Genomic DNA, 24290 nt, shown 5'->3' with positions numbered 1-24290 from the left:
CGTCGCGGTAGCTACCGGCCTTCGTCTGCCAGTTCGAGGTCCGCGACGATGTCGTATGGCGACCAGCCCTTTCGAATGCCGTTCAGGATTCGGAAGGCGTCCGCGGGTGAGAGGAAGTGCGTCGTCACCGCGCGGCCGAGTGGCGTCGGTTGCAAGCCGTCGATGAACTCCCATTCGAGGAGTTTTCCCACGGCGTGTTTCGTCGGGACGTCGCCGAGCATGCGGTCGTTGAGCGACTTGGCTTTCTTGCCGGCGACGACGATGTTCGCCAGGGTCTCTTCGACCGCCGCGGACTCGTCGTACACCGTTCGCACTTCTTCCATCTCGCCTTTCAGGAGTTTGAACGCGACTTCGTCCTCGGTCATCTCCATCGTGTTGTGATAGCTGGCGTCGGGTTCGACGAGCAGGTAGACGGTGCCCCTGTCGTGGTAGTCGGGACGGCCCGCCCGTCCGAGCATCTGACTGAACTCTTGGACGGAGAGCCACTCGATTCCCATGGCCAGCGTGTCGAAGATGACCTGCGAGGCCGGGAAGTCAACACCGGCGGCGAGTGCAGCGGTCGTGACGACCGCGGCGAGGTCCTGATTGGCGAACTGTCGTTCGACCCGCTTTCGGCGCTTGTAGTCGAGACCGGCGTGATACGGTGCGGCGTTGTATTCGAGTTTCCGCGAAATCTCGTGACAGCGCCGCCGCGAGTTGGTGAAGATAATCGTCTGCCCGCGGTAGCCCTTCGAAGACTTGGTGTCGAACGCGCGCTTGACGAGGCGGTTCTCGATGCGCGGTTTCTCCTGGCCGTTGGCGAACGTGACGTGGCGCTCGATGGGAATCGGGCGGTCCTCGTACTCGATGAGCTTCGCGCGCAGATTTTCACTGAGCCACTTCGGGTTGCCGACGGTTGCAGACAGGTAAATCCACTGTGCGCCGTCGTAGCTCCCTCGCTGTCGGGCGCGCTTCTCGCAGTAGTACTTGAGCCGCGAAATCATCCCGTCGAGGCGGTGGCCGCGCTCTTCTTCTTTCAGGGTATGGACCTCGTCGATGACGACGGTGCCGATGTCGCCGAGGTCCTTGCCCGTCCGGAGCGCGTGGTCGATACCCTCGTACGTCCCCACAATCACGTCCGCGCCGGGGTCGAAGCGGTTGCCGTCGTCGTTGATTCTACTCGCACCGACGCGAATCGTCACCTTGCCGAGGTGGCCGTAGCGTTCTTTGAAGTCCTCGTGCTTCTGGTTGGCGAGCGCGACGAGGGGGACGAGAAAGAGCATCTTTCCTTTGTCCTTCAGCATGCGGTCGATACCCGCAATCTCGCCGATGAGGGTCTTACCCGTCGCCGTCGCACTGACGACGAGTTGGTCGTCGCCCGACAGCAGGCCATTGTTGATAGAGAGACTTTGGACCGGGAGGAGCGTGTCGAACCGCCCTGTCAGCATCGACTTCAGGTTCGGGTGGATGTCGAGGGAGTCGGTATCGACGAGGTCAACGTCCTCAGTGGTCGCGCTGATGGTGTCGAATTTCGTGAGGTCCGGGTCCAACTCGCCTTGGAGGAGGTTCGTGATTCGGGTGAGGTCCTGCGTCTCGAAGAGGAGTTCTTCGAGTCGGTCCTGTGCCGCCCGGGTGAGACCGCCCGCGAAGGAGAGTTCCTGTTCGAGTTCCTTCACGGCGCAGTCGTGGCAGATGTACTCGCGTTCGGCTTTGATGGCCGTATCGTCGGTAATCGGCGAGTAGCGACCGCTCGATGAACAGCGCCGACACGTGCGGACGACGAGCGCCTCCAACTGGTAGCCGTCCAACATATCTTTCAGTTCTTGACGACCCGCCTGCGAGGTCTGTTGCGAGATACGGATGCGCGATGCCGCGCGGGCGAGTTCGACGAACTGCGAGGGGTCGCGGGGGTCTTCCTGTCCCTTTCGCATGACGAGGAATCGAAGCGGCCGCGGCCCGGCGTTCGTCTCCTTGAGTTCGAGTTTCCCGCGGAGCACCCGCTTTCCGTCTCGGCGAGCGACGACGAGATAGTCTTGCCCCGTTTGGTGGAGAAAGAGCGTGTCCACGCGGGTGACCTGTTGAGACACGATAGGTGATATGGAGAGGGGCTATATCAGCGGTTCGTCTGCGCGTCGTCGGCGAGGACGATTTCGTCGTCGCCGTTCGGCACCGCACAGAGGAACGAGCCTTCCTCGTCGGAGTCGTTTCGGTACCAATGGACGACGCCCGCCGGGATGAACAGCGAGTCGCCCGCTTCGACCTCGTACTCTTCGTCGTCGATGCCGACGGTGTAGGTACCGGAGAGGACGTGTTGTTCGTGTTCGACTTCGTTGGTGTGTCTCGGAACTTCGGCACCGGCGTCGAGGACGAACCGACGAATGGCGAAGTTCGGTGCGCCGTCTGCCTCGGAGATGAGGACGCCCTTTTTCATCCCGTCGGCCGCGCCGACGGCGTCGTACTCGATGTCGCGTCCGCGTTTGACCACCGGGTTCGGTCGAGAATCACTCATGTAGTTGTAGGCATCACCGGCCCGCGTAAGCTTTCCCCTGTGAAACGAGCCTGATTACTTAAGGCCCCTCCACGGCTAGTACCCGGTATGCGAGGTATCCGCATCGGTAGCGCCTTCGGTATCCCGATTAAGTTGGACCTGACGTTCCTCGTGGTGTTGCCACTCTTCGCCTGGCTTATCGGCTCCGACGTGGCGCAACTCACCGCGCTCGTGAACGACCTCTTCGGTTCCACTATCGACGGAGCAGCGCTCGCCACGCCGCCGACGCAGTGGATACTCGGCAGTGCAGCGGCGATTGGCCTCTTCCTCGGCGTCTTGCTCCACGAGTTCGGCCACTCGCTCGTCGCCATGCGCTACGGTTACACTATCGAGTCGATTACGCTCTGGCTCTTCGGCGGCGTCGCCCGGTTCACGGACATCCCCGAAGACTGGAAACAGGAACTCACGATTGCGATTGCCGGGCCTGTCGTCTCCGTTCTCATCGGCATCGTCTCCTACGCCGGGTTCGTCGCCGTCCCGAGTTCCCTCCCCCAGTTCAAGTTCGTCCTCGGCTACCTCGCGCTGATGAACATCACGCTCGCGGTGTTCAACATGCTCCCCGGGTTCCCCATGGACGGCGGACGCGTCCTTCGGGCACTCCTCGCCCGTACTCGCCCCCACGCGAAAGCGACGCAGATGGCCGCCGAAGTCGGGAAGGTCTTCGCCTTCCTGCTCGGCATCTTCGGGTTGTTCTTCAACCTCTTTCTCGTCGCGCTCGCCTTCTTCATCTACATCGGCGCGTCCGGCGAGGCCCAACAGAGCGTTCTCAAAGCGACGTTCCAAGACGTGGTCGTCCGCGACATCATGACCGCCCGCGAGAACCTCAGCACCGTCGAAGAAGAGACTAGCGTCGCCGACTTGCTCCAACAGATGTTCGTCGAGCGCCACACCGGCTATCCCGTCCTCCGAAACGGCGACCTCGTCGGCATGGTGACACTCGACGACGCCCGCTCGGTGCGAGAAGTCGAGCGCGACGCCTACCGAGTCGAGGACGTGATGAGCGACGAACTCGCAACGATTACGCCCGACGCCGACGCGATGGACGCCATCGCACTCATGCAGGAACGCGGTGTCGGCCGACTTCCGGTCGTGGACGACGACGGCGTCCTCGTCGGTCTCGTCTCTCGGTCCGACCTCGTGACCGCGTTCAACATCATCCGCAGTCGCGGGTCGCTCGACGCGATGCCGCGGCCCGATTCGGGTCTCATCTCGCCTCGGTAGTCACTCTGCCTCGGTATCGTCTCGGTAACTCACGTTTCGCCGGATTCCACTGCCGCTCGTTCCGTCTCGAACAACCGCATCGAGACGTTGGCTTCGAACCAGCGACTCGCCGCTGCTAACTCCTCCTCGTCGCTCGCGGTGAGTTTGACGCGCGTCGGCCCGCCGCGATTCGGATAGCTCCCGACCTCCACCTCGAATCGACCCTGTACCTCGGTGAGTATCTCCGTCACCGCTCCCTCCGGAACGTTCGCGTACCACGACCGAGAGTGGCGTTCGCCCGTGAATCGCTCGGCGATGGAGTCGAACATCGGTTTCATCTCCTCGGGGATGCCGGGCAGGACGTAGACGTTCCCCGCCAGACAGCCGGGGGCGAGACCCTCGCCGTTCTGTAACACCTCCGCCCCCTCGGGCATCGACGCGTACCACGCGACGTCGAGTTCGAAGTCGATGTCGGGTCGGCGTTCCAGAATCGCCGCAATCGTCGTCTCGACCTGTTCTGCGGCCTCGTCGTTGACGACGAACTCCCTGTCCAGACCGGCCGCGACCGCTTCCATCGTGATATCGTCCGGCGTCCCGCCCAACCCGCCGGTGACGATGACCGCGTCGAAGGTGTCGCTCCACTCGGCGACCACGCCGGCGATGACTTCGTGGTCGTCCGGGACCGTCTGAATCCGTGTCACCGTCGCGCCTCCCTCGGTGAGTCGGCGGGCTAACCACGTCGCGTTCGTGTTCTCGATATCCCCCGCGAGCAACTCGTTGCCGACGGTGAGGATGGCGACTTGCATAGCTGACAAACGGTTCTCGGAGGTGAAAGTCGTGGCCGTTCCGCTGGTCTCAACGATTATCTCCCGTGCGGTCGTATCTCATGGTGCCACGTTCGTGGTGGTGGTACCTGTGACAAAACACGTAAATTGCCGAGATGCTGGCTTCGATTGCAGTTTCGAAGCCGAGGCCGACGACGACGACGAACTCGTACACGAAGTTCAAGAACACGCGAAGAAAGCCCACGACGCCGACTTCACCAGAGAAGACGTGATGGGCTTAGCAGTCTCTGTGTGACTGCGCTCGATTTCATTTTCTCGGACTGGAAACCACTCAGTACCAGTACACCTGCCGAATCGTCGTCTCGTTGACCACGTAGGTCGCTACGTTGACGCCATCTGCTTCTCGGTCGCCGCTCGTGTACCAGTACTCCTGCTAGACGCGGACGTAGACGCCGGTCGAAGAGACGTTCACCACTTCTGCCTCTGGTCGCCCGACGCCGGCGTCGTCGTAGTGGTCGATTCGTGACCGCGTTTGCTCGTCGTGGTGGGTGCTGGCCCGTGTTCGTGCCGTGCCATTGGAGATGGCTGGTGTCGGGGATTCGGTGGTCGTTGTCGGTTGTGTCGTCGTCGCTATCGTTGTGGTTGATTGCGCTGTCTGGGTGCTTCCGGCACTTCCGAGACACCCAGCAGTGAGGAGTAAGAGGGAGAAAACGAGAGATGCCGTGGAGGGTTTCATAGCGTGATGTCAGATGATGTGTAGATGAGTTTTGTGGGGTATTGGTGCGGGAATTGAACCTCGGTCGCTCACTGCGTTCGCTCCCTGGTTCAATTCTCTTCTGAGGACCTCGCATATTCCCGGTCGGTACTCGCGGTGCTCACTGACGTGAGCACACGCTCGAAGGTGTGAGAATATGAAGAAGGTCCAGGTGCGAGAATTGAACCCGCGTCTCAGCCTCCACAAGGCTGAAGGATAGTCCACTACCCCAACCCGGACATGTAACGCAATCATTCCTAATTCGCTACGACTAAAATACGTTACGTTACGGGACTGGAGTGAGAGCACTTCACAGTGCGACACTTCCTCACACCTACTGCACTGCCTTGAACGCGTGACTCCACGTCCCGAGATTCGACCCGACGCGAACCCACAGCGGGACTATCGCCTCCAAGTACCGTGCCGATTTGATGTCACCGACGTCCATCGCGCCGGGCCACCCGAGTTCGACGAGCATCTCTTCGGTTCGTTCTTTCGCCCACGGGTCGTCGCCGCAGATGAGCATCGGCGGCGTCTCTGCGTCGAACTCCGGGTCTATCATCTGACTGTTCGTCACGGTGTTGAAGCACTTCACCACGGAGGCGTCGGGGATTCGCGCCTGAATGCGCTCGCCGAGCGAGTCGGTGCCGCCGTAGAGGAGGTGCGCTTCGCCCTCGCTGAACTCCAGCGGGTTCGTCGCGTCGAGGACGAGTTTCCCCTCGAAGTTCTCGGGGCCGGCCATGTCCACGACTGCCTCTGCGGCCTCTCCGAGGACGGCGAGGACGACGATGTCGCCGTGGCTCGCCGCCTCGTCGAACGTACCAACCGAGACGGTCCCCGTCGTCTCGTCGGCCCACTGTTCGAGGGCGTCGGGGCTTCGAGTCCCGAGCATTACGTCCCACCCGTGGCGGGCGAATCCACGCCCGAGTGCTCGTCCGACGTCACCACTCCCGAGGATACCGATACGATTCTCGACCATGTCACTTATTGGATTCTCAACAATTTAAACGGCAGTGTGAACCGGGCTGACAGTCCGCCCCGAGTGGGATTCGGGAGCGGGAGTCTTTTGGAGTCTGGGGCGGTAGACGGTTCCAACAGTGGCCATCACGGACAAAATCTATCTGAAAAATCACCGGCAAATCGTCTCCCAACTGGACGCGAACATCCCGAAGCGCGTCTTCAGCGGGGCGACCCTCGAAGTGCTCTACTCGGGCGAGGGACTGTCGAAAGTCGATGACGCGACCCGTGAGCGACTGCTCGATTTCGCCCAGGACTTCATGGACTGCGAGGACGCAGACGACATCTACACCGGCTATCCCGAACGGCAGTTCATCGCCTACCTGCTCGACCTGCGGGCACAGGGTCTCGGCCCCGACGCCATCGTGGACGTGATGAGCGACGAGTACATGGTGTACGCCTACCCCGGCGACGTGCTCTCGTTCTTAGACAACGCGGTTCGCACGCTCGAATCGGTGGAGTCGCTCGCCGGCGTGGAGAAGAATCGGGACGCCGAGAACGCGGCGCGGCAGGCCAGAAAAGACCTCGTCGGCCCGCGCTGACGTGTTCGAGGCGGAAGCGAGTCGAATTCAACCGAGTCGGTTATCCGAGACGGAACGGGGGCTCGTCGCTCGGCGCGTCGAGGTCTTCGAGTTGGATGACCTCTTCGACGTCGTCCTCGTCGCTTTCGAGTTGCTCGTGGAGGTAGTTGACGTAGCGTTTGTGCTCTTCCAACTGCTCGCGGAGGTGGTCGGCTTCGAGTTCGAGTCGCTCGTGCTCGCGGATGAAGCTCTTGGGAACCTCGATTTTCGGCGGGAACGACTGTCCGTCGCCGTCGCGGAGTTTCTCTAACTCGTGTTCTGGGACGACCCGCACCTGTCCGTCGTGGGCAACTAGCGTGTCCACGTAGTCGCGGAAGACGGCGGACAAGGAGATGTCCCGCTCTTCGGCAATCTCCCGAAGGGTCTCGAATGCGTCTTCGTTGACGCGGAACGAGATGGTCTTGTTCTTGTTGCCCATGATACCCGAGGCTGTGCAGGCCGTCCACTTAACCTTTTGTCAGACGAGCGGGTCGCTCACGGTGCGTTCGTCGCTGACGCCGAAAAATAGGCGTGTGAACGCTGGTTGGAAATGGACCAGCGGGGGAGCGCCGAATTAGGCGCTGAGTTCGTCGGCCTGTTCGAGGCTTTCGAGCGCTTCGATGACGCTCTGGCCGTACGTCTCGACCGGCAGGTCGTAGTGCTCGCGCGCCATGCGAGCGTACTCGTTGCCTTCGTCGTCGAACGTCTCGATGCGTTCGAGCGTTCGCTCGGCTGTCTCGGTCACCCAGCGGTCGCGCGTCGCGGCATCGACTTCCGTAATCGACTCGGGGCGGACGGAGACGTTGATGTTGCCGTCGTCGGTCTCGTAGGTCCGCGGCTTGCCGACGACCGCGACGTAGGCGGGCGCTTCGAGGTCACGAAGCGCGCTCGCGGCTTCTGGCTGGTACTGACCGGCGTAGACGAAGAACGTCCCCGTCGGATCGACGATGCGTCCGCGCCAGTACTCGTTGTCCTCGCCCACGTCTTCCTTCTCGGTCAGCGTGCCGACGAGGAAGATGCGGTTCGCTCGCTCGCCCGTCGGGAGCAGCAAGTAGACGGGTGCGCGCTCGTCGTCGGACTCTTTGAACGTGTATCCAGCGTCGTTGAACTCCTGTGCGAAGACGCGCCGGGCGACCTCTCGGGTGGGGATTTCGTTGGAACTCATTTACATCGACCTCGCTTTGATAAGCAGTGCTTCAGCATCTGTCGGCGCGCCGAGTTGCTCGACTTCGTCTGCGAGCACGTAGCGGCCGAACGTCGGGCCGGTGACGCGGTAGTAGACGCCGATGAGGTCGCTCCGCATCTCGTCTTCGACGATGGTGGTGTCGAGGGCGTCCATGGCCATCTGCTTCGCTTCGTCCAGTTCGATACCGGTCAGTTCCTCGGTCATCTCGCGGTTGAAGATGACTTCGTGGACCTCGTTCCCGTCGTCGAGTACGGCCTTGATACGCAGGTCGAACTCGCCTTCGACGTTCCCGTGTTCGGAACAGCGGCCGTTCTGGAGGACGCGCGTACAGCCCTCCTCGGGACAGCGCTTGATGAGACCGCTCCCGGACTGGATGTCCACGAGCGCGCCATCGACGCTGGTCGAGTCGTCGCCGACTTCGATGTCTTCGTCCAGTTCGGTGATGCTCGTCGTTCGGTTGAGCTTCACGGAGAAGTTGCCCTGGTACTCGTCGGTGACGACGTTCCCGAGGGCGTAGGACTTCCCTTCTTCGAGTTCGGGAAGTTCAGACGTGGTAAACGAGACGAACTTGAGGCGGCCGGACTCGTCGCCGAGTAGGCCGACTTGGGAGATAGACTCACTGCGGGGTTCCCACAGTTCGACGACTTTCGCGCGCACATCGACCCACTGTTCGTCCTGGTCGATTTCGTTGAGTAAGACTTGCTCGTTGCCGCCGGCACCGCCGCCGAGTTGGTCGCGGTCGATGCCCGCCTCGTCGAGGTAGTTGTTGACGACGCTGCGGCGTGCCTCGTCCACGGGGACGCGGTATTCACTCACGAGCGCTTCGAGTCGTGCTTCGACATCCTCTTCGGTGATGTCTAGATGGTCCGAGAACTGTTCAGCTATCTCTGCTGCATGGGTTTGCAGATCGGTCATGGGTTTTCCTCGCCTCCACCTTGGTTTCCATTGGGAGGCATACGACCGTTGGTTCCGTACTCATATAAAAAGTTGCAAACCCCGGTGAAAGTGAACCTCTCCCCCCACGGAGCGAGGAATTGATAGGTTCGCGGTTCGCATGACTGGGCATGGACGACCGCCTCGAAAGCATCATCCGAAGCGCCGCCCGCAACGCCGGCAAGCGGTACGAGGAGGTCAAGCGCGCCTACCGCGAGGGCCGGTCGGCACCCGACGCCGAGTCGATACCGCGCGACGCCGACGGCCGCGCCAAAATCGTCTGTCGTCGCCACGTCGAACGCCGCGCCGTCGCCCTCGACTCGCAGTCCCGCCCCGCCTGTTTCGACCCCGACCACCCCGACTGTCAGGGCTGTGTCGAAGACATCCGCGAGGGCGTCATCGAGACGTGGTGAGAGTCGAGATGCCGCCGTGATTTTCACCCTCCCCCGCGTGGTCCCGGTATGAACCGCCCACTCGTCGCGCTCGTCCTCGCCGGCGGCACCGGCACGCGACTCTACCCCGCGAGCAGAAGCGACCGACCCAAGCAGTTTCTCTCCTTCGACGGCGAGCAGTCGCTTCTCGAAGCGACCGTCTCCCGCGCAGACTTCGCCGACCACGTCGTCGTCTCGACGCGCCCGGAGTTCGCCGACGAAATCCCGGACCACGCCCCCGACGCGGACGTGCTCGTCGAACCCGTCGCCAAAGACACCGGCCCGGCGCTCACCTACGCGACTCACCGCATCGCCGCCGAGTACGACGACCCCGTGATTCTCGTCCTCCCGAGCGACCACCACGTCGGCGACGGATTCGCCGAAGCGATGCAACGCGGCGCGCGAGTCGCCGCCGAGACGAACTCACTGGTCGCCTTCGGCGTCGAACCCTCTCGCCCCGACACCGGATACGGCTACATCGAACCCGGCACCGACCACGGCGAGTACCACGAACTCGCCGCCTTCCACGAGAAACCGGACGCCGAGACTGCGACCGAGTACGTCGAGTCTGGCTACTTCTGGAACGCCGGGATGTTCGCGTGGACGCCCGACGCGCTCCTCAGCGCCGCGCGCGACTCACCACTCGAACCCCTAGTCGATGCGCTCGACGCCGGAGACCCGACCACGGGATTCGACGCCGTCACCGAGACGAGCATCGACTACGCCGTGATGGAGCGCGTCGAGAACGCCGCCGTCGTCCCCGTCTCGTTCGCGTGGGACGACCTCGGCGCGTGGGACGCGCTCACCCGCATTCTCCCCGCCGACGAGGCTGGAAACGTCGTCCTCGGCGACGACCCAATCGTGGTCGATGCGGCCGACAACGTCGTCGCCACCGACGGCGCGAACGTCTCGCTCGTCGGCGTCTCCGACCTCGCCGTCGTCGCGTGGGACGACCGAGTGCTCGTGATTCCGAAAGACGAGGCACAGCGAGTCCGAGAGGCCGTCTCTCGGCTGAAAGCCCGCGGGGAGTTCTGAGGTCACTTCTCGGGTAGTTTTACAGTCCGCGATTGGCTTTTCACTGTATGACTGGTGACTCGCGCGGTGTCCTGCTGTCGAAAGCGACGGACATCACCGCCCTTCTCATCACGGGCATCTGGCTCTCTGCCCTCCTTCTGGGGTTCGACTGGTGGCTCGTGTTCATGCTGATTGGCTACATCGTCATCCTCCCAATCGTGGACATGCTCACCGACGGCTATTCGAGCTCCATGCCGGAGGAGTTCGAGAGGACGTGGGAGGAGACGTTCAACCCGAAGAAATCGGCTGATTCGACGGGTACAGACGACGAGACGCCATCGAACCGTGACGCCCTCAACACGCTCCGCGACCGGTACGCCCGCGGCGAACTCACCGACGAGCAGTTCGAGCGCAAACTCGAACGCCTGTTGGAGACGGAGTCGCTCGAAGATATCGAAGACCGAGTCAGCGAGCGCGAGCGCGCCTGACGCCTATTCTCACGCGCTCCGGAGCGTCCCGCCATCGACGGGGACGCACGCGCCGTTGACGAAACTCGCCCTGTCGCTGGCGAGGAAGGCGACCACGTCGCCCAACTCTCGTGGGTCGCCGATTCGACCCATCGGAATGCCGTCGGACCACTCCGCGAGTCCGTCTTCGTAGGTGTCGTGGTCGCCGCGTTCGACCGCCGCATCGACTAACTCCCGAATTCGACTCGTCTCGTGTGCGCCCGGGAGGACGGCGTTCACCCGCACGTCGGGGGCGAGTTCGTAAGAGAGCGATTTCACGAGCCCAATCACGCCGCGTCGAACCGCGTTCGAGAGGATGAGGTCGTCCACGACTTCGCGGACCGTCGTGGAGGTGATACAGGTAATCGTCCCCTTGTCGCTCGCTTCGAGGTGGGGACGAGCGGCTTTGACCGTCCAGACGGCGCTCATCACGAGCATGTCGTACGCGCCGTACCACTCTTTCTCGGTGAGGTCGGTGAAGCTACCCGGCGGGACGCCGCCCGCCGAGGTGACGACGTGGTCCAGTCCGCCGAACTCCTCGACCGCCGCTTCGACGAGCGCTTCGAGGTCGTGCTTACTCGTGATGTCGGTCTGGACGCCGAGCACGTCGCCCGCGAGGTCGCTCAGCTCGGTTTCGGTCTCGGCCAGTCGGTCGGCGTCGCGGCCGCAGACGACGACGTTCGCTCCTTCTGCTGCCAGTGCTTCGGCGCTCGCGCGCCCGAGTCCGGCGGAACTCGCCGTGACGAGTACGGTGTCGCCCGCAATTCCAAGGTCCATGGGTGGACTGACGACGAGGGCGGTGAAAAACGTGGGCGTCGCGGACGAGAAGAATCAGACGCCGGGGTGCCGGCGGACGCGAACCCGGCCGTCGCTGGTGACGCCGACGAAGAGTTGTTCTTTGACCTCTCGCCCCTCGACGGCGTCGCCTGCCGCATCGGAGATGACTTTCATCAGGTCGGGTGCGGTGTGGCTGACTTTGACGCCCGAGTCGTCGCAGGCGTCGTAGATGAGCTTCGGCACGTCGTAGAGGTCCGTCTCCGCCGGGACTTCGACCCGGACCGGTGCGGTGAGCGTATCGACGAAGGTGACCGTCTCGCGGGCCTTCTCGACGTTGTTTCGGGCGCTGGCTTCGATACTGGAGACGTTGGCGCGAGACGTGCCGAGAAACTCCGCAATCGTCGATTGGCGGACGCCCTGTTCGCGGAGGGCGAGCACTTCGGCCTGTCTGCGAGTGAGGATACTCGTCTCGGGGTCGAAGCCTGCTCGCTCTAAGAGGTCGTCTACGTCGGGGACCGCGTCGTCGCTCATACTCGACGATAGCACGCGGGGATGAAAAAAGATACAGCAGGCTGACTGTCCACGGTGCGTCGAAGACGCGGGTCGGTTACTCGCCCCAGAAGTTGTCGCGGCTACCGAGTCGCTCTGGGCGCTTTGGCTTGCGGCGCTTGCGGCCCTGCTGGTCGGATGCAGACGACGAAGACGACGCCGACGAGTCGTCCTGTTCTTTGTCCTCGGGTTCGAACGGCAGGCGCTCGACGACCTTCTTCGCGCGAGCGTGGCTTCCTTTCACCTGGTCGATTCGGACGACGGCGCGTGCGTCGGGGAGCAGGCCGTCGATGAAGACGATGAATCCGTCTTCCGTTCGGCCGACACCGGCACCGCTCTCGTGGATGTCCTCGACGGTGACGATGACCTCTTCGCCGGGTTTGACGGGTTGCTCTTTGAGTTCCCGAATCGGCCGCTCGTAGTGGTCACACCACTCTGCACCACCGCGGTCGCTGTAGTACTGACACCCCATGCCAGCGATTCGTTCGGAGAAACTCGGGCACTCATCCGCAAGTGGACAGTCCGGCATGGTCGGAGGTACACGAGGTGTGTTCTAAACCCTTGCGGGTAGTGATTCCAGCCCCTCGCGGGTCTCGATTCCGGCGGCGAAACGCTTTCCGTTGCTCGAACTAACCCCGAGACATGTCCCGCTACGTCCCCGAGATTTCGCTCGTCACCGGGGTCTTTCTCGGTCTCTCGGCGACGCTCTCGGGGGTCGTGCTCACCGGCCGCTTCTTCCCGTCGCTCCTCTTCGGCGTCGTCGTCTGCGTGCCCTTCGCGGCCTTCGGCGTCGTCCGCTCCGAGGACCCGTCCGAGGCGCTCCCGCCGCGAATCATCCTCGGCATCGGCGTCGCCCTCGGCGGGTTGCTTCTCCTCGCTGGACTCGTCGATACACCACGCGTCCCGTTTCTCTCCGGCCTGCTGGCCGCGCTGCTCGTCGCACTTCCCACGGTCGTCTACGCGACGAAGTTCGGTGCCGACGTGAACCCGCTCTCGCCTCTCCAGACGCTCGTCGCCAGTGGTTCCGTCGGTGCGCTCTTTCTCGCCGCCGCCCCGCTCGTCGGCGCGCTCAGCGCGGTTATCGGCCTGCTCGTCGGGCTTTCGGGCGCGCTCTACGCGCAGGCTCGCGGCTTTCGACCCACGTACCGCCAGCAACGACTCGGGATGGTCGCCGGCGTACTTCTCGGGCTTGGAGTCGCATCGTTCGGGTTGGCGATGCGTCTTCCACTGGGAGCGACGACGGCGTCCGCTGGGGCGTTGGTGATTGCGCCGAGTCTGTTCGTGGCGCTGACGCGGGCACAACGTTCGGCCTAATCTAACCGTCACTCACTGGTGTGCCGCGACGCACGCCGAGCGACAACTCGTCAGCACTGGTGACCGCTGGCAGACGGCGGAGTTTTGGATGGAGTCCGAAGTAGACTGCGAGCAGTCCCCAGCATACTGGCAGAACGGCGACGACCGTTTCGACGCCCGCGTACGTTGCGATGTATCCCCCGAAGAGTGCACCCACCGGCATCATGAGCGTGCTCAGACTGGAGATGACCGAGAACACCCGCCCGAGAAGTGAGTCGTCGATAGCCGACTGGACCATCGACCGGAACAAGACACTCGTGAGGCCGGAAGGGACGAACGCCGCGAAGACGAACGCGATAGTCGCCGGAAGCCACGAGACTGTGAAAGCGATGCCCAGACACGCTGCCGAGAGGACGTAGGAGGCGATTGCAACCCGGCCGTATGGATGGTGTTCGACACGTGATGCGACGATGGTCCCGACCAAGCTTCCGCCACCCATCGCAGCGGCCACCAACCCATAGGCAGCGGGACCACCGAGGGAATCGGCGAACGCGGGTAAAACGGCAATCAACATCGCGTAGGCGGCGTTGACGACGACGGAACCGACGACCATCGTCGAGAACACCGACCCTCGAATGTAGTCGAACCCCTCTCGAAGCTCGGCGCGGTAGTCGGCGAAGGCAGACGAAGACGACTCGTCGTCCGATTCCGAATCGTTCGATGGCTCTTCACGCGGTATTCGCAAGCCAACGAACAGGAGCACTGCAACTGCGAACGTTACTGCATCCAACGCAAAGAGATTCGTGGCCCCGACGACGGCGATGAGTGCCCCCGAGAGTGCTGTGAACACCAAATCAGTCCCCTGATAGCCAAACGAAAAGAGCGAGTTCGCCTCGACGAGTTGGTCGTCGGTGACGAGTTTCGGGAGCACTGCGTGCTGTGCTGGGTAGACGAACTGGTTGAGGAAGGCGAGAACCGGCATCAACACGAGGACCACCCACACCGAGAGGTGGCCGGTGAAAGCCGCGAGCGGAATCAACGACACCCCAACCATCTGGGCGAACTGCGTGCCGACGAGGAGATTCCGAACCGGCCAACGGTCGATGAGCGGACCGACGAGAAATTGGAGGGCTTGCGGGCCGAACGACAGGAACCCCGCGAGACCGGTGTAGAACGACGACCCCGTCAGTTCGAAGACGAGCCACATGGCCGCGATTCCATACGCACTGTCGCCCGCATTCGTGACGATTCGTCCCAGAAAGAGTCGCATAAATCCAGAATTTCGATATAAACTAGACATGAAAAAAGAGCAAACGTAACTCGTATTAGCTCTTGTTGTTCCACCGTCACTTCGCACGGTACTCCTGGCTCTGACGACCTGTTGCAACACAGAATCGAACCGCGTTCGAACTCAGGCTAACGGCGTTCGCTCCACGACCGTCCCGTCGTAGGTCGGGTACTGCTCGACGATTTCGCCCTCGTCGATGTCGCCTTCTTCTATCATCTCTTCGAGGAGCCACCACGCGACTTCGACGTGGTTCGATTTGATGGTGTAGAACTCCTCGGGGACGCCGAGTTCGATGAACGTCTCGGCGGGGGTGTGCGTCTTGCCGTAGACGAGCGTACCGTCGTCGGTGACGTCGTCGAAGGGCCGGCGGATGTTGCGGGCCATGCGCTTCAGGCGGTTGCGGTGCTGGGCGGCGTCTTTGAAGACACTCGTACAGAAGTAGACCCGCTCGTGGTGACCCATCTGGTCGAGGATGGCCTCTTTCGAGCCATCGACCGCCGACATGTGGCCGTCTTGGAGTTCGTAGCCCTTCTGTTGCATCCGGCGGTAGTTGCCGTCGGACATCTCGAACTCGTTGATGTTACAGAACTCCGCCGCGCCCTCGTCGAGGAATTCGAGGAACTCGGGTTCGGCGCGGATACCGGGAATCTCGAAGGCAGGGGTGAGACCCTCCTCGCGGGCGATGTAGAGGATGTCTTCCCACTCGGTGCCGTGCATGTCGCCCCAGAGTTCGAGCGGCGGGTGGAAGCGAATCTCGTCGAGTCCGGCCTCGGCGAGCCGGCGCATGTTCTCGCGGCCGCCCGTGATACCCGTGTAGAGGTGGATGTGGTGGTCCTCGCCGAACTCGTCTTTGAGAAGCGAGATGTAGTGACACGTCTTGTCGAGTGCCTCTTGTGGTTCGCCGCCGGTGATAGACGACCCGAGTGCCTCCATGCGCTTTGCCTCCTCGATGACGTCCTCGTCGGATTCGACCAACCGCTCGTTGGCGTACACGTCGGTGACGTTCTTGCGGTTCTCTCCCAGCGGGCAGTAGAAACAATCACGCTGGTCGCAGTACCCGTAGACGAACATCACCATCTTTCCGCCCATGGCGCACTGTTCGCAGCCCTTCGAAATCATTCGATTACGGAGGCTTACACGATGGAGCGTCAAAAGCCGTGCGAATCGTTTCGGCGAGGGAATACCATTAATACCGGCGCACGTGTCAACACCGTATAATGTACGTCGAGGACGTGGTGGACTCGGACGACACGATTCGTGTGCTCCTCGTCACCGACGACGACGCCTACGGAGACCGAATCGAACGGTGTCTCACGGCGACTGCCGACCGCATCGTAACTGACCGACTGGATTCGGACAGAGTCTCCGAGCGCCTCAGCGAACGCATCGTCGATTGCGTCGTCGTGGACGGCGACTTGCGTGGGCCGTCAGCACTCACTGTGGTTCGAGCGGTTCGGCGCGGGGACGCGTCGCTGCCGGTTGTCCTGTTACTCGGCACCGACGCAGACGAACTCGTTCAGCAGACGTTGGATGTCGAGCGCCCCGTCGCCTACGTCTCGAAAGAAACCGACACAGCAGCGTTCGACCTCCTCTCCCGTCGCATCGAATCCGTCGTTCAAGCCTCGCGCCGGCTGAACGAACAGTCGCACACGCAGATGTGGTATCGAACGGTCGTCGAGCACTCGCACGTCGGTCTGTTCGCACTCGAAGACGGACGGGTCGCGTTCGTCAACGACTACCTCGCACGCCTCCTCGGAACCGACAGTGAGACGCTCGTCGGCCAGCACGCCTTCGGCGAATCCCCGGAGTTCCTGGACTACGTCCACATCGACGACCGACAGCAGTTCTCCACGGAGATTGCGGCGATGGCCGACGACCTTCGCGGTGGCACGCCCGCGGACCACTACGAGTTCGAGGTTCGGGTCGTACAGGACGACACAGGCGTCGTTCAGTGGCTCACCATCTATGCGATTCCCGTCTCCGACGGGGGTGAGACGACCACCGTGCTCGGCTACGTCACCGACCTCACCGACCGAATCACGCACCAATTGGAACTCGCCCAACAGAACGCGCGTCTCGAAGCCTTCGCGCACGTCCTCTCGCACGACATCCGTGGGCCACTCGCAGTCGCCCAGGGATGGCTGAAACTCGCACGCGACTCGCACGACCCGGCGCACTTCGACCGTATCGACCACGCTCACACGCGAATCACGGAACTCGTCGAAGACGTGCTCTCGCTCGCTCGTGACGGGACGAACGCGCGCGACGAAACCGAGGTCGCAGTGGCGGATGCAGCGGCCGCAGCGTGGGAGATGTGCGAAACCGAGTCGTTCGACGCTCGCTGTGAAATCTCGGAACTCCCGGTCGTCACCGGCGACGTCGGACAACTCAAACGCATCTTCGAGAACCTGTTTCGGAACGCGATTCAGCACGGGACGACAGACGACGAGTCGCTCGTCGTCCGGGTCGGCACGCTCCCTTCGGCGGGTGGCTTTTTCGTCGAAGACGACGGGCCGGGAATCCCCGACGAGGTTCGGGACGATATCTTCCTCCCGGGTGTCACCACGAAGAACCAAGGAACAGAGACGGGGCTCGGTCTCGACATCGTCACGCACATCGTCGATATGAACGGGTGGACGATTCGCGTGGCTGACGGAGAGGCAGGAGGTGCCCGATTCGAAGTCCTCTTCGACCCGCTCGGCGATGAATACACGTCCGTGTGAGGCCGCGCCGTCTCGTGGTGACGGGGCGACTGCGCCCCCGAAAGCAGATATATCCCCACGGCATACTGGACGATAATGCTCTTGGTCCTCTGTGTCGACCTCGACGACGACCTCGGACGCAAGACGGGGTTCGACACGCCCGTTATCGGGCGTGACCGGGTCGAAGAGGCTGCCGTGGCGCTCGCCACCGCCGACCCAGAGGATTCTGACGTGAACGTTCTCTTTCAGGGGATTCGCGTCTACGACCAACTCCTCGAAGACGAAGACGAAGAAGTCGAAGTCGCGGCCGTCACGGGACTCGAAGGGAGCGACGTGAAAGCCAACCGCGCCATCGGCGAGGAGATAGACACCGTGCTCGCCAGCCTCTCGACCGGCGAGTCGGTCCACGCCATCGTCATCACCGACGGCGCACAGGACGAATCGGTCCTCCCCGTGATTCGCTCTCGCGTCCCTATCGACGGGGTTCGCCGCGTCGTCGTCCGACAGGCACAGAACCTCGAATCGATGTACTACACGATGAAGCAGGTGCTCGCGGACCCCGAGACCCGCGGGACGATTCTCGTCCCACTTGGCATCTTGCTCCTCATCTACCCCTTCGTGACGATTGCGAGTTTCTTCGACGTGCCCGGTGCCGTCGTGCTCGGACTCATCTCGGCACTCCTCGGTCTCTACACGCTCTTTCGCGGTCTCGGTCTCGAAACGGCCGTGGACGACGCCGTCGAACGCGCCCGAAACGTCCTCTACGCGGGTCGCGTCACGATTATCACCTACGTCGCCGCCGCGGCGCTGCTCGTGGTCGGTGGCTTCCGCGCCGTCGAACTCCTGCAACTCACCTCCGAACAGTTCGCCGAGCAGTTCGGCGGGAGTCTCCCGCCGGGCGTCATGCTGGCGGCGCTGGTCCACGGGTCTATCGAGTGGTTCGCCGCCGCCGGTATCACGAGCAGTCTCGGGCAGGTGACCGACGAGTACCTCCACGACCGGTTCAAGTGGCGCTACCTCAACGCACCGTTCTACGTCGGCGCGATTGCGCTCGTGCTCTACGCACTCTCGGGCTTTTTCCTCCCCGAGGGCTTGCCCGGCGTCCAAACGGTCGCGCTCACCGACCTCGCGGTGGCGCTCACGATTGGGACGCTCCTCGGCGTGTTGAGTACGCTCACGTTTGCGATTGCGGAGTCACGATACCCGACGACCCCGGACGGCGAACAAGCGGTCTGAAACGCAGTGAGAACGAGCCGTTCGGGTTAGCTCTCGCGGACGACGACGAACTCCGCGAGGTCGCGGAGATACTCCAGCGATTCTGAGTCTTCGACACCCGACGCGTCGAGCGCTTTCAGTGCGCCGTCTGCCTGCTCGCGGGCGCGACGGTTGGCCTCTTCGGGGGTGAGTTCGGTCACCTGCACGAGCGAGGGGCGACCCATCTCGGCGTCTTGCCCCGTCGGCTTGCCGAGTTCCTCGGCGTCGGCGGTCGCGTCGAGCACGTCGTCTCGAATCTGGAACGCGACGCCGACGCGCTCTGCGTACTCGCCGAAGGCTTCGACGACGTGACTGTCGGCCCCGGCGGCGACCGCTCCGAGTTCGGCCGCCGCACGGAACAGCGCGCCCGTCTTTCGACGCGCGAGTTCCATGTACTCCGCTTCGTTCGAGGGAATGGCGACGAGTTCGACGGCCTCGCCCTCGCCGAGTTCGACCATCGATTCGGCGACGATTTGGGTCGCACGGTCACTCGACGAGAGGAGTGCGAACGCTTCGCCGAGCAGGCCGTCGGAGGCGATAATTGCCGGGCCGTAGCCGTATTCGGCCCACGCGCTGGGCGTCCCGCGACGAATGTCCGAGCGGTCGATGATGTCGTCGATAACGAGCGAGGCGTTGTGAACGAGTTCGACACCGACCGCGAAATCGACCGCATCCTCAGGAGTGCCGCCGATGGCTTCGCAGGCTAAGATGGTCACGGCGGGCCGAACCCGTTTGCCCCCTGCGAGGGCGACGTGGTCGAGTTGGTCAGCGAGGTCCGACGGTTCGACCGTCGAAACGACCTCTTCGAGTCGGTCGTTTACCATCGCCACCCGGCGCTCCAAATATTCCATTGTCGGTTCGTAGGGTCCGGTAGGGAAGTACGTACCGAATTATCGGCAAACGCGAACCGCGAGACCGGGGTCCAATCAGACGGTTACTGTCTCCTTTTCGCACGGATACAGAGATACGTCGGCGTCCCCGAAATTCGCTCGAAAAGCCCGTGAGACGCGTCGCGTCTCACGGTGGACCAAAAAGTGACGGTAGTTAGCTGAACTGCTCGATGAGTTCAGGAACCACATCGAACAGGTCGCCCACGACACCGTAGTCTGCGATGTCGAAGATTGGCGCGTCGGGGTCGGTGTTGACCGCGATAATCGTCTCTGCGCCCTTCATGCCGGCGACGTGCTGGACTGCGCCGGAGATGCCGATTGCGAGGTAGACCTTCGGCGTCACGACTTTCCCGGACTGGCCGACCTGACGGTCCTTCGGGAGCCAGCCGTTGTCCACGATTGGGCGCGACGAGGAGAGGGTCGCGCCGAGCGCGTCGGCGAGGTCCTGTACGAGTTCGAGGTTCTCTTCTTCCTCGATACCGCGGCCGACGGAGACGAGAATGTCGGCGTCGGTGATGTCCACGTCGCCGCCGCCGACTTCCTCGAAGCCGGTGACCGTCGAGCGAACGCGCGAGTCGTCGAGGTCGAAGTCGAACGCTTCGATGGCTGGTTCGCCGGCGTCTTCGGTGTCGTCCCACTCGGCGGGACGGATAGTGACTGCGGCGTTGTCGGCATCGACTTCGATGGTGGATTCGACCTTCGAAGCGTACATCTCGCGGGTCGCCACGAGACCGCCGTCGTAGGAGAGACCGATTGCGTCGGTCACGAGCGGCAGGTCGAGCGCGTCCGCGACGGCGGGCGCGTAGTCGAGACCGTTGACGGTGTTGCCCATGAGGACGAACGTCGGGTCGAGTTCCTCGGCGAGCGCGACCACTGCCTGAACGTACACGTCGTGGTTGAACTCGTCGCCTTCGCTGACGGTGTGAATCGTATCGACGCCCGCGAGCGAGAGTTCCTCTGCGAAGGCATCCACGTCGCCGCCGATGACCGCGAGGTGGAGTTCTTCATCCGCCTGTTCGGCGAGTTCCGCGCCGGCCGTGACGAGTTCGAACGACACGTCGCGGAGCGCACCACGGCGGTGTTCGACGACTGCGAGGACGCTCATTGCGCACCCGCCCCCTTCTCGCGGAGGACCGTCGCAAGTTCGGCGGCCTGCGCTCCCGCGTCACCGTCGAAGTAGGTCACGTCGGACTCGACTTCGGGTTCGTACACGTCGGCCAATACGAGGTCGGATTCGACCGCCGAGGCGTCGAGACCGAGGTCCGAAAGCGACTGTGGCTTGATCTCCTTCGACTGGGCCTGTCGAATCCCGCGCAGACTCGCGTAGCGGGGTTCGTTGATACCCGTCTGAATCGTGAGCACCGCGGGGAGTTCCACGTCGGTCAGCTCTTCGACGCTGCCTTCGAGTTCCCGGCGGACGTGTGCGACGCCGCCATCGACGTCGAGGTCGAGGTCGTTGACGACCGCCGCCCACTCGAAGTCGATAGCGGAGGCGAGCGAGACGCCGGTCGCACCGAAACTGTCGTCGTTCGCCTGGACGCCCGTCAAGACGAGGTCGGGGTCTTCCTCGGCGACGACCGCCGAGAGGAGTTCCGCCTTCGCGCTCACGTCGAGGAGGTCAACGTCGTCGAGGGCGTCGTCCCACACGCGAATCGCGCGGTCAACACCCTTGGCGAGGGCCATCCGGATGGTCTCTTCCGAGCGCTCCGGACCGATGGTCACGCTGACGACTTCCACGTCGTCGTTCTCCTCGGCGATTTGGACCGCCTCTTCGACTGCGTACTCGTCCCACTCGTTGAGGTCGTAGTCGAGATACTCTTCCGCCACGTGGAGGCCGTCGAGTTGGAAGTCCTCTTCCACCTCGGCAACCTCTTTGACGGTTACGAGAACCTTCATCAACGTTCACTAATTTCGCCGGCGAATAAACGTTTTCGTCACGACTCGGCGACAGCGCAGTAGCCCAGTTATTCGGGTATCTCGTTCTCGTCCGGGAGCGAGATGAGGTTTTCACGACCCAACCGAAGTTTCTCGACGCGCTCCTCGTCGGCCATCGAGGACAGCAACTGCGAGACTTTCGCGTCGGACCACCCGGTCTCTTTGACGATGGTGGCCTGTTTCATCCGGCCGCCGTTCTGTTCGAGCATGTGCTCGACGCGCTCCTCGTCGGAGAGCAGGTCGAGGTCGATTCCCGGTTCCTCCTCGGGTTCGACTTCGTCGTGGTCCGGTTCCTGTATCGGTCCCTCGACCGGCTCGTCGTGTCGTTCGACCGGCTCGTCAACAGGCTCGCTCGCTGCCGCGGCTGACGACGCATCGTCACTCGTCGGCCGCCGTCGGACGTACAAGACCGCAGCGACCGCAAAGAGCACGAGCACACCCGCACCGGCGAGGATCCACTGCGCATCGACCCCGCCGCCGTCGCCGCCGGTCGAGCGATAGCTCACTTCGAGGTCCTCGGTCGATTCGAACGTTCGCGGCCCTTCGATGACGATGGAGTTGTTCTCGAACGGGAGGCTGTTGCTGTTACTGTTGAGCGCGAACCCCGGCGGCGTGTGAATCGTCAGGTTCTGATTCGCCTGCAACGAGGTGAGCCACGGTTCGCCCGACTCCGACTCGAAGACGTCACCGAGACGAACGCCACTGTCCGTCTCTTCGAGGAAGTTCGTCCACGTAAAGGAGAGACGAAGGATACCGGTATCGTTCTGGACGATTCCCTCCTGACTGACGTTCTCGATGGCCATCGAGCGACCGGTCTGCTCGCTCGCAGAGGCTGCGATGTTCTCGAAGAGGTCTCTGTCGAACCCGGTGTCCGCTTGGCCGCTCTCGTACTCCTGTGCGAACTGTTCGAACGCGGCCGTCTCGTTCGCCGTTTCGAGCGGATAGCGCATCTCGATGCGCCACCTGGCCGACCGGTCACTCCGTAACTCGATGACGATATCGGTCTTCGGCGTCTGGTCTACTGCCGATTGCTGGGCGACGAGCGCGGAGTCACCGAGCGCCGCGCGCGCAGGGTCCTGAGCGTCGAATGCGACAGGCTCGGCGGCAGCAACTGGTGTGAGCACACCAGCAAGAAGTGTGAGGAGGGCAACGAGTGGGACGGCGCTCCGCATATACGTGAATTGGTTTCGTCCGGCGATGAAAACGCTTTCCATCGACTCAACCTCAGAAGTTGCGACGAATCGACCCGCCTCGACAAGAGGGCCATTTTTGTATCGCCCCCGTGTACGCCTCCATCAATGAAGGCCCTCCCGCTCGTTCTGGTCGTCGTGTTGGTGGCCTCACCAGCACTCGGTGCGGTCGGTCCAGAACCCTTCGCCACTCCATCCGCGGACCTCGGAGAGACGCAGTCGCTACAGGTCCAAGCGTCGGCGAACGAGACGATTCACGTCCTCGATATTCCCGAATCTCAGGTCGCACGCTCCTCGATAAATAGCCAACACGTGGACCTCGGCCCGGCACTCGGCTTCTCGTCGATTCGCGCGAACGGCCGCCTCCAGACGCTCACGTCAATCGAACGAATCGAATCGGTAGCCGACAACAACGTCCGCCAACAGTTGATTCTCGGCGAGATAAACCGCATCGAGCAGCGCGCCATCGCGCTCCAGAGTCAGCAACAGAACGCGCTGTCGGCCTACAACGCCGGAGAGATGTCCGCGCGCGAACTCGTCGTCGAACTCGCCCGCATCGACGCGCAAGCGCGAAACCTCAACGACCGCCGGACGGAACTCCGACAAATCGCGGTCGATACGCCCGACTTCTCGCTCGACTCGGGTCGCCTCGCCGCGCTCGAACGCGAACTCGATACGTTCACCGGGCCGGTGCGCGCACAGGCCGCAGCGGTACTCTCCGGACGGGCCGACCCGGCGCGGTTCTTCGTCCGAACCAGCGAGACCGGCATCGTTCTCAGCACGATCGCTGACGACACCTACATACGCGAAGTCTACCGCTCTGACCTCCGTGACCGAGAGTCCAGCGGCGTGACGCCCGCGGAAGCGCTCGACGTCGTCGCCGAAAACTACCCGACTATCTGGGAGACTCGCGCGTCGCAAAACGGTGCTGACGTGGTCGGCGCGGGCGATAGCTACCTCGTTCGTATCAGCCACTCACGTGGCCAACTCTTCGCCTACGTCGATAGCGGCAGTGGCACCGTGTTCAAAGAGGCCCAAATCCGTCCGCTCGACGACGGCTTCGTCGGCGACCCGGCGACGCAGGTCAAAGACGGACTCAACCTCACCGTCTACCGAACGTACCCCGGCGGGCCGATGCGCATCGCACTGAACGAGAGCGCCACCGACGACCCGGTGAGCGCGAACGTGACGCTCGGTCTCGAAGTGAGCCAAGAGAGTACCTTGATCGGACAGACCGACTCGGACGGGAACCTCTGGACTCTCTCGCCGAATAGTAGTTTCACGGTCACCGTCATCCGCGGCAACGCGGCGGTCGTGTTAACGGTCTCGCCGACGTCCGTCCCCGAACTGGCGACGAACACGTCGAGTCCGTCGTCCAACGTCGGCGATTCGGGTGAGTCGGGTGACTCCTCCGGGTCGATGACCGAGACTCCGGCGAGTGTCGCGGGCGCACTCGCGTAGAAAATTTCGTCCATTTTCGATCCTCCATTCTGATTCCC

The 24290-nt window shown here is 62.9% G+C and carries 27 protein-coding genes and 1 tRNA gene; 10 read left to right on the top strand and 18 right to left on the bottom strand.

Translation table 11 applies throughout. The features are described from left to right. Positions 1-11: 11 nt before the first annotated feature. Together ACFQJC_RS14990 and ACFQJC_RS14985 are read right to left on the bottom strand one after the other, a co-directional pair. Entirely contained in the window at positions 12-2066 is a 2055-nt protein-coding gene (locus tag ACFQJC_RS14990) for a DEAD/DEAH box helicase (protein WP_390224849.1), read from the bottom strand. Between the two features lie 26 nt (positions 2067-2092). Continuing rightward, a complete protein-coding gene (locus ACFQJC_RS14985; RefSeq protein WP_390224847.1) occupies positions 2093-2488 on the bottom strand; it encodes a cupin domain-containing protein in 396 nt (131 codons plus the stop codon). 87 nt (positions 2489-2575) lie between these two features. Here ACFQJC_RS14985 and ACFQJC_RS14980 point away from each other — a divergent pair, with 87 nt between their 5' ends. Then, complete coding sequence (locus ACFQJC_RS14980) at positions 2576-3748, top strand: M50 family metallopeptidase (RefSeq protein WP_390224846.1); 1173 nt, start codon at positions 2576-2578, stop codon at positions 3746-3748. Positions 3749-3777: 29 nt separating this feature from the next. Here the strand turns inward: ACFQJC_RS14980 and ACFQJC_RS14975 are convergent, their stop codons facing one another. Beyond that, positions 3778-4533 (bottom strand): competence/damage-inducible protein A, encoded by a 756-nt coding sequence (locus ACFQJC_RS14975; protein WP_390224844.1) that lies wholly within the window; start codon positions 4531-4533, stop codon positions 3778-3780. 109 nt (positions 4534-4642) lie between these two features. Between ACFQJC_RS14975 and ACFQJC_RS14970 the strand changes: the two genes are divergently transcribed. Then, positions 4643-4807 carry a DUF1059 domain-containing protein gene (locus ACFQJC_RS14970; RefSeq protein ID WP_390224842.1) on the top strand — a complete coding sequence of 55 codons (165 nt, stop codon included), beginning with the start codon at positions 4643-4645 and terminating at the stop codon, positions 4805-4807. A gap of 138 nt (positions 4808-4945) precedes the next feature. Here ACFQJC_RS14970 and ACFQJC_RS14965 read toward each other — a convergent pair whose 3' ends face one another. From ACFQJC_RS14965 to ACFQJC_RS14955, 3 genes are all read right to left on the bottom strand, one after another. After that, on the bottom strand, positions 4946-5248 hold the full coding sequence (locus tag ACFQJC_RS14965) for a hypothetical protein (protein ID WP_390224840.1): 303 nt from the start codon (positions 5246-5248) through the stop codon (positions 4946-4948). 184 nt (positions 5249-5432) lie between these two features. Next, positions 5433-5505: transfer RNA gene (locus ACFQJC_RS14960), tRNA-His, on the bottom strand. A gap of 95 nt (positions 5506-5600) precedes the next feature. After that, positions 5601-6245, bottom strand: a complete 645-nt coding sequence (locus tag ACFQJC_RS14955; RefSeq protein ID WP_390224838.1) for an NADPH-dependent F420 reductase — start codon at positions 6243-6245, stop codon at positions 5601-5603. A 118-nt stretch (positions 6246-6363) separates the two neighbouring features. Between ACFQJC_RS14955 and ACFQJC_RS14950 the strand changes: the two genes are divergently transcribed. Continuing rightward, positions 6364-6825 (top strand): DUF5814 domain-containing protein, encoded by a 462-nt coding sequence (locus ACFQJC_RS14950; RefSeq protein ID WP_390224836.1) that lies wholly within the window; start codon positions 6364-6366, stop codon positions 6823-6825. A gap of 40 nt (positions 6826-6865) precedes the next feature. On the opposite strand, the gene ACFQJC_RS14945 is transcribed toward ACFQJC_RS14950, so the two are convergent. The 3 genes from ACFQJC_RS14945 to ACFQJC_RS14935 all read right to left on the bottom strand — a co-directional run bounded on the left by ACFQJC_RS14945 (position 6866) and on the right by ACFQJC_RS14935 (position 8944). Then, positions 6866-7282 carry a DUF8146 domain-containing protein gene (locus ACFQJC_RS14945; RefSeq protein WP_390224834.1) on the bottom strand — a complete coding sequence of 139 codons (417 nt, stop codon included), beginning with the start codon at positions 7280-7282 and terminating at the stop codon, positions 6866-6868. Between the two features lie 135 nt (positions 7283-7417). Continuing rightward, entirely contained in the window at positions 7418-8008 is a 591-nt protein-coding gene (locus ACFQJC_RS14940; RefSeq protein ID WP_390224832.1) for an RPA family protein, read from the bottom strand. Further along, on the bottom strand, positions 8009-8944 hold the full coding sequence (locus tag ACFQJC_RS14935; protein WP_390224830.1) for a replication factor A: 936 nt from the start codon (positions 8942-8944) through the stop codon (positions 8009-8011). Between the two features lie 149 nt (positions 8945-9093). Between ACFQJC_RS14935 and ACFQJC_RS14930 the strand changes: the two genes are divergently transcribed. The 3 genes from ACFQJC_RS14930 to ACFQJC_RS14920 are packed head-to-tail and all read left to right on the top strand — an operon-like array spanning position 9094 to position 10895. After that, the gene (locus ACFQJC_RS14930) at positions 9094-9375 is read left to right on the top strand and encodes a DUF7091 family protein (protein WP_390224828.1); all 282 of its coding nucleotides are present in this window, start codon (positions 9094-9096) and stop codon (positions 9373-9375) included. 48 nt (positions 9376-9423) lie between these two features. After that, on the top strand, positions 9424-10428 hold the full coding sequence (locus ACFQJC_RS14925) for a mannose-1-phosphate guanylyltransferase (protein WP_390224826.1): 1005 nt from the start codon (positions 9424-9426) through the stop codon (positions 10426-10428). A 47-nt stretch (positions 10429-10475) separates the two neighbouring features. Then, positions 10476-10895 (top strand): SHOCT domain-containing protein, encoded by a 420-nt coding sequence (locus ACFQJC_RS14920; RefSeq protein WP_390224824.1) that lies wholly within the window; start codon positions 10476-10478, stop codon positions 10893-10895. A 9-nt stretch (positions 10896-10904) separates the two neighbouring features. Here ACFQJC_RS14920 and ACFQJC_RS14915 read toward each other — a convergent pair whose 3' ends face one another. The 3 genes from ACFQJC_RS14915 to ACFQJC_RS14905 form a co-directional block, all read right to left on the bottom strand. Next, positions 10905-11690: an SDR family oxidoreductase gene (locus ACFQJC_RS14915; RefSeq protein ID WP_390224822.1), complete on the bottom strand. Its 786-nt coding sequence runs from the start codon at positions 11688-11690 to the stop codon at positions 10905-10907. A gap of 54 nt (positions 11691-11744) precedes the next feature. Further along, positions 11745-12221, bottom strand: coding sequence for a Tfx family DNA-binding protein (locus ACFQJC_RS14910; protein ID WP_390224820.1), 477 nt, complete (start codon positions 12219-12221; stop codon positions 11745-11747). Positions 12222-12297: 76 nt separating this feature from the next. Beyond that, complete coding sequence (locus ACFQJC_RS14905) at positions 12298-12768, bottom strand: TRAM domain-containing protein (RefSeq protein WP_390224818.1); 471 nt, start codon at positions 12766-12768, stop codon at positions 12298-12300. 113 nt (positions 12769-12881) lie between these two features. Between ACFQJC_RS14905 and ACFQJC_RS14900 the strand changes: the two genes are divergently transcribed. Then, entirely contained in the window at positions 12882-13553 is a 672-nt protein-coding gene (locus ACFQJC_RS14900; RefSeq protein WP_390224816.1) for a hypothetical protein, read from the top strand. Between the two features lies 1 nt (position 13554). Here the strand turns inward: ACFQJC_RS14900 and ACFQJC_RS14895 are convergent, their stop codons facing one another. Next, a complete protein-coding gene (locus ACFQJC_RS14895) occupies positions 13555-14832 on the bottom strand; it encodes an MFS transporter (RefSeq protein ID WP_390224814.1) in 1278 nt (425 codons plus the stop codon). Positions 14833-14943: 111 nt separating this feature from the next. Continuing rightward, a complete protein-coding gene (locus ACFQJC_RS14890) occupies positions 14944-15939 on the bottom strand; it encodes a radical SAM protein (RefSeq protein WP_390224812.1) in 996 nt (331 codons plus the stop codon). 98 nt (positions 15940-16037) lie between these two features. Between ACFQJC_RS14890 and ACFQJC_RS14885 the strand changes: the two genes are divergently transcribed. Both ACFQJC_RS14885 and ACFQJC_RS14880 read left to right on the top strand, forming a co-directional pair. Then, positions 16038-17543 (top strand): ATP-binding protein, encoded by a 1506-nt coding sequence (locus tag ACFQJC_RS14885; protein WP_390224810.1) that lies wholly within the window; start codon positions 16038-16040, stop codon positions 17541-17543. A 75-nt stretch (positions 17544-17618) separates the two neighbouring features. Beyond that, positions 17619-18758, top strand: coding sequence for a DUF373 family protein (locus ACFQJC_RS14880; protein ID WP_390224808.1), 1140 nt, complete (start codon positions 17619-17621; stop codon positions 18756-18758). Between the two features lie 26 nt (positions 18759-18784). Here ACFQJC_RS14880 and ACFQJC_RS14875 read toward each other — a convergent pair whose 3' ends face one another. The 4 genes from ACFQJC_RS14875 to ACFQJC_RS14860 all read right to left on the bottom strand — a co-directional run bounded on the left by ACFQJC_RS14875 (position 18785) and on the right by ACFQJC_RS14860 (position 22773). Next, a complete protein-coding gene (locus tag ACFQJC_RS14875) occupies positions 18785-19627 on the bottom strand; it encodes a polyprenyl synthetase family protein (protein WP_390224806.1) in 843 nt (280 codons plus the stop codon). Between the two features lie 193 nt (positions 19628-19820). Then, positions 19821-20771: an electron transfer flavoprotein subunit alpha/FixB family protein gene (locus ACFQJC_RS14870; protein WP_390224804.1), complete on the bottom strand. Its 951-nt coding sequence runs from the start codon at positions 20769-20771 to the stop codon at positions 19821-19823. Next, a complete protein-coding gene (locus ACFQJC_RS14865) occupies positions 20768-21562 on the bottom strand; it encodes an electron transfer flavoprotein subunit beta/FixA family protein (RefSeq protein ID WP_390224802.1) in 795 nt (264 codons plus the stop codon). The genes ACFQJC_RS14870 and ACFQJC_RS14865 overlap by 4 nt, the downstream gene beginning before the upstream one ends. Positions 21563-21630: 68 nt before the next feature. Further along, entirely contained in the window at positions 21631-22773 is a 1143-nt protein-coding gene (locus ACFQJC_RS14860; RefSeq protein ID WP_390224800.1) for a helix-turn-helix transcriptional regulator, read from the bottom strand. A 126-nt stretch (positions 22774-22899) separates the two neighbouring features. On the opposite strand from ACFQJC_RS14860, the gene ACFQJC_RS14855 reads away from it, so the two are divergent. After that, complete coding sequence (locus tag ACFQJC_RS14855; RefSeq protein ID WP_390224798.1) at positions 22900-24252, top strand: DUF7094 domain-containing protein; 1353 nt, start codon at positions 22900-22902, stop codon at positions 24250-24252. Positions 24253-24290 lie beyond the last annotated feature (38 nt).

Source organism: Haloferax namakaokahaiae, assembly GCF_042663225.1.
Lineage (GTDB): Archaea > Halobacteriota > Halobacteria > Halobacteriales > Haloferacaceae > Haloferax > Haloferax namakaokahaiae.
The sequence above is the reverse complement of the archived record's forward strand: the minus strand, read 5'-3'. Positions and strand labels throughout refer to the sequence as shown.

What these genes read in the sequence shown, in the direction of transcription:
- ACFQJC_RS14955 (WP_390224838.1), bottom strand. Translation starts at nt 6,245, where the DNA reads ATGGTCGAGAATCGTATCGGTATCCTCGGGAGTGGTGACGTCGGACGA.
- ACFQJC_RS14910 (WP_390224820.1), bottom strand. Translation starts at nt 12,221, where the DNA reads ATGAGCGACGACGCGGTCCCCGACGTAGACGACCTCTTAGAGCGAGCA.
- ACFQJC_RS14940 (WP_390224832.1), bottom strand. Translation starts at nt 8,008, where the DNA reads ATGAGTTCCAACGAAATCCCCACCCGAGAGGTCGCCCGGCGCGTCTTC.
- ACFQJC_RS14900 (WP_390224816.1), top strand. Translation starts at nt 12,882, where the DNA reads ATGTCCCGCTACGTCCCCGAGATTTCGCTCGTCACCGGGGTCTTTCTC.
- ACFQJC_RS14925 (WP_390224826.1), top strand. Translation starts at nt 9,424, where the DNA reads ATGAACCGCCCACTCGTCGCGCTCGTCCTCGCCGGCGGCACCGGCACG.
- ACFQJC_RS14935 (WP_390224830.1), bottom strand. Translation starts at nt 8,944, where the DNA reads ATGACCGATCTGCAAACCCATGCAGCAGAGATAGCTGAACAGTTCTCG.
- ACFQJC_RS14985 (WP_390224847.1), bottom strand. Translation starts at nt 2,488, where the DNA reads ATGAGTGATTCTCGACCGAACCCGGTGGTCAAACGCGGACGCGACATC.
- ACFQJC_RS14885 (WP_390224810.1), top strand. Translation starts at nt 16,038, where the DNA reads ATGTACGTCGAGGACGTGGTGGACTCGGACGACACGATTCGTGTGCTC.
- ACFQJC_RS14865 (WP_390224802.1), bottom strand. Translation starts at nt 21,562, where the DNA reads ATGAAGGTTCTCGTAACCGTCAAAGAGGTTGCCGAGGTGGAAGAGGAC.
- ACFQJC_RS14905 (WP_390224818.1), bottom strand. Translation starts at nt 12,768, where the DNA reads ATGCCGGACTGTCCACTTGCGGATGAGTGCCCGAGTTTCTCCGAACGA.
- ACFQJC_RS14880 (WP_390224808.1), top strand. Translation starts at nt 17,619, where the DNA reads ATGCTCTTGGTCCTCTGTGTCGACCTCGACGACGACCTCGGACGCAAG.
- ACFQJC_RS14965 (WP_390224840.1), bottom strand. Translation starts at nt 5,248, where the DNA reads ATGAAACCCTCCACGGCATCTCTCGTTTTCTCCCTCTTACTCCTCACT.
- ACFQJC_RS14870 (WP_390224804.1), bottom strand. Translation starts at nt 20,771, where the DNA reads ATGAGCGTCCTCGCAGTCGTCGAACACCGCCGTGGTGCGCTCCGCGAC.
- ACFQJC_RS14860 (WP_390224800.1), bottom strand. Translation starts at nt 22,773, where the DNA reads ATGCGGAGCGCCGTCCCACTCGTTGCCCTCCTCACACTTCTTGCTGGT.
- ACFQJC_RS14930 (WP_390224828.1), top strand. Translation starts at nt 9,094, where the DNA reads ATGGACGACCGCCTCGAAAGCATCATCCGAAGCGCCGCCCGCAACGCC.
- ACFQJC_RS14855 (WP_390224798.1), top strand. Translation starts at nt 22,900, where the DNA reads ATGAAGGCCCTCCCGCTCGTTCTGGTCGTCGTGTTGGTGGCCTCACCA.
- ACFQJC_RS14895 (WP_390224814.1), bottom strand. Translation starts at nt 14,832, where the DNA reads ATGTCTAGTTTATATCGAAATTCTGGATTTATGCGACTCTTTCTGGGA.
- ACFQJC_RS14920 (WP_390224824.1), top strand. Translation starts at nt 10,476, where the DNA reads ATGACTGGTGACTCGCGCGGTGTCCTGCTGTCGAAAGCGACGGACATC.
- ACFQJC_RS14875 (WP_390224806.1), bottom strand. Translation starts at nt 19,627, where the DNA reads ATGGAATATTTGGAGCGCCGGGTGGCGATGGTAAACGACCGACTCGAA.
- ACFQJC_RS14915 (WP_390224822.1), bottom strand. Translation starts at nt 11,690, where the DNA reads ATGGACCTTGGAATTGCGGGCGACACCGTACTCGTCACGGCGAGTTCC.
- ACFQJC_RS14975 (WP_390224844.1), bottom strand. Translation starts at nt 4,533, where the DNA reads ATGCAAGTCGCCATCCTCACCGTCGGCAACGAGTTGCTCGCGGGGGAT.
- ACFQJC_RS14945 (WP_390224834.1), bottom strand. Translation starts at nt 7,282, where the DNA reads ATGGGCAACAAGAACAAGACCATCTCGTTCCGCGTCAACGAAGACGCA.
- ACFQJC_RS14890 (WP_390224812.1), bottom strand. Translation starts at nt 15,939, where the DNA reads ATGATTTCGAAGGGCTGCGAACAGTGCGCCATGGGCGGAAAGATGGTG.
- ACFQJC_RS14980 (WP_390224846.1), top strand. Translation starts at nt 2,576, where the DNA reads ATGCGAGGTATCCGCATCGGTAGCGCCTTCGGTATCCCGATTAAGTTG.